Consider the following 2736-nt stretch of genomic DNA (forward strand, 5'->3'; position numbering starts at 1 on the left):
CCCATTCCGGCGTCTAAAATTGTAGCCCGGATTGTTGAAAAAAAAAACGCCACCCTGACCATTGGCGGGGCTGTGTTTGCCGGTGTGGTGACCGCACCCTGGATCATTATGCTGGTGAATGCTACCCTGGGCACAACCTTTAATTTTCATGTTCCCGTTGCTGTGATGATGGCCTGTTTAAGCATTGGATATACGTTTGGAGAGTCTTTGGGACGTCTTGCCTGCCTAAGCTTTGGATGCTGCTATGGCAAGCCCTTGAGCCAGTGTTCCAGCCGCACCCGCAAACTGTTTGAAAATTTTAATGTGGTCTTTACCGGGGATACCAAAAAAGTGGCCTATGCCTCGGGTATGGCCGGTGAAAAAATGATCCCCATCCAGAGTATTACCGCCGTGATTTATGCGATATCCGGCCTTGCCGGCACCTTGCTGTTTCTCCGGGGCTTTGCCGGAACCGCCCTTGTGGAAACTCTGGTGGTAACCCAGGTCTGGCGGGTGGTGTCTGAATTTTTCCGGGCGGATTTCAGGGGCCAGCGCAAATTTTCCATGTACCAAATCATGGCCCTGGCAGCCATTGCTTATACCATGACGCTACTGGCCTTTTTCCCTGATCCCGGGGTGACCGTTTCCCTGGATAACGGATTTAAAGCCCTGTGGCATCCGGGCATGATTCTTTTTTTCCAGGGCGTCTGGATTGTCTCCTTTCTTCATTCGGGCCGAAGCTCTGTCACCGCATCTGAAATATCCTTTCATGTGGTCAAGGAAAATATCTAATTGATCATAAACATAAGAAGGGCCCATGAATTGGGGGGCATGTGCTTTCTGTGGTGCTACGATATCATAAAGTATATCGTATTCAAAGGCCTTCTGGAAAGCCGGGGAATTGATCCCCTGGTATTTCTATTTTTTGACATGATCACCGTGCCCGGGTTTATTGTGGGCTCTTCCCGCCTGATTAACTCCCTGACCGGCCAGGTCATGGCATGGCCCAAGGTGCTGGGCTGGGGGATTATTGTTCTGATTAATACCCTGCTGCCCTATGTGTATGCAGCGATTGCAGGCGGGTCGCAATTTGACACCGCTGCCTGGGTGGTGTTCTGGGCACTGATTTTGCTGATGCTTGCAAATCTGATACGCACGATTAGAGCCGGTTTGATTGCAGAAAAGCAGTGAAACGTCTCAAGGGTCACCTCTGGAGCACAAAAAACATCTTCCTATCACTAAAAAATACATACATCCGCCTGCTGAAATGCGGGGTTCCCCTCATTGTCCGATAATTCTTTCCAATGTTAAATTCCGTGCAATTAAAATAAAAAAAGAGGCGTCCGTGACAAAAAAAAAGCTATCAAAATTTTAATTGTTGACGACCACCAGGCTCTGAGGGAGGGATTAAAGGTGATTTTGCAGCTGGAACCTGATTTTTCGCTCCTGGGAGAAGCCGAAGATGGAATAACGCTGGCACGGGCCCTTGCCCCGGATGTCATCATCATGGATATGGATTTAGGTGAGATGCATGGCACCCAGGTGACTGAACAGATTCTGGCCCGCCAGCCGGATATTTGTGTAATCGGTTTTTCCATGCACACGGACCCGGACCTTGCGCAGGCCATGCGCAGGGCCGGTGCAAAGGCATATTTAGCCAAAAGCGACGCTCCGGATCAGCTGATCTCTGCCATACGAAGTTGTCAAAAAAACGATGGAAAGTGAATATCTGCATACCGGCCAGCCGTCTGAATACCATCTGGAAATTAATAAAAGACGCATAACAAGGAGAAATGACCAATGGACATTACCATATTGATCGGCGGGGCAGCCGGGCTTCGGGTACTTGGTGCCGGGCTGGAAGCGGTCCACTCCACAATCAAGGACCATTTTAGCGGTCTTAAAAAGGATCTGCTGGAAAAAACCTGGATGCCGCTGAAAAAGGGTTTGAAAAAGTCGCGGATGTTTCATAGACTGGATACCTGTAGGCATTTTGTATGCCAAGGAGAAAAAAAAGTTTATCTCCCGGATTAAGGGGCTTGAAAAAGGCCCGCTCATTGACAGGTGTTACGATCCGGACAGATTGGAAAACGTGGTTCAGGCATATATATAAACGGAAACGATCAAAAAAAACAGCAAAGGAAAACACAATGGCAAATTCAAGCAAAGAAGAGAAAAAAAATAATGTGATCAAGGTATTGAACCAGGCAAGAGCCATGGAACTGCATGCCATCAGCCAGTACATGAACCAGCATTACAACCTTGACGATATGGATTTCGGGGAACTGGCCGGAAAGGTTAAGCTGATCGCCATTGACGAGATGCGGCATGCAGAGATGTTTGCCGAACGGATCAAAGAGCTTGGCGGAGAGCCGACCTCCGATCTGGCCGACAAGGTCAGTAAAGGCCAAAACGTCAACCAAATTTTTCCTTTTGATTCCACCCTGGAAGATAACACCATTGACGTATACAACGGGTATCTGGAGGTCTGCCGGCAAAACGGTGACAGCATTACCATGAAAATCTTTGAAACTATTATTGACGAAGAGCAGATTCACCTCAACTATTTTGACAATATTGGCGGCCATATTAAAAATCTGGGGGACGCGTACCTGGCCAGAATTGCCGGCACCTCATCGGCCACGGGCCTGGGAACCAGCGGATTTGCCGTTTCCGGTAACCAGGCATAACAAAAAGGAAAAAATGACCCGATTTATTAATGGAGAATTAATATGTCAAAGGAGACCGGATACATGT

At 48.2% G+C, this 2736-nt stretch carries 5 protein-coding genes; all 5 read left to right on the forward strand.

Annotation, left to right across the window (positions count from 1 at the left end; genetic code table 11):
• Nucleotides 1–771, forward strand: a 771-nt coding sequence (locus tag AB7U36_RS21940; protein ID WP_428161729.1) for a prolipoprotein diacylglyceryl transferase family protein, incomplete at its 5' end; no start/stop codon positions are given.
• Nucleotides 772–1170 carry a hypothetical protein gene (locus AB7U36_RS21945; RefSeq protein WP_428161730.1) on the forward strand — a complete coding sequence of 133 codons (399 nt, stop codon included), beginning with the start codon at nucleotides 772–774 and terminating at the stop codon, nucleotides 1168–1170. It begins immediately after the preceding gene.
• A gap of 183 nt (nucleotides 1171–1353) precedes the next feature.
• The gene (locus tag AB7U36_RS21950) at nucleotides 1354–1704 is read left to right on the forward strand and encodes a response regulator (protein ID WP_428161733.1); all 351 of its coding nucleotides are present in this window, start codon (nucleotides 1354–1356) and stop codon (nucleotides 1702–1704) included.
• Nucleotides 1705–1779: 75 nt separating this feature from the next.
• Nucleotides 1780–2013, forward strand: coding sequence for a hypothetical protein (locus tag AB7U36_RS21955; protein WP_428161731.1), 234 nt, complete (start codon nucleotides 1780–1782; stop codon nucleotides 2011–2013).
• 116 nt (nucleotides 2014–2129) lie between these two features.
• Complete coding sequence (locus AB7U36_RS21960) at nucleotides 2130–2669, forward strand: ferritin-like domain-containing protein (protein ID WP_428161732.1); 540 nt, start codon at nucleotides 2130–2132, stop codon at nucleotides 2667–2669.
• Nucleotides 2670–2736 lie beyond the last annotated feature (67 nt).

Source organism: Desulfobacter sp. (assembly GCF_050177295.1).

Coding starts and splice junctions, on each gene's coding strand:
- AB7U36_RS21960 (WP_428161732.1), top strand. CDS start 2,130: ATGGCAAATTCAAGCAAAGAAGAGAAAAAAAATAATGTGATCAAGGTA.
- AB7U36_RS21955 (WP_428161731.1), top strand. CDS start 1,780: ATGGACATTACCATATTGATCGGCGGGGCAGCCGGGCTTCGGGTACTT.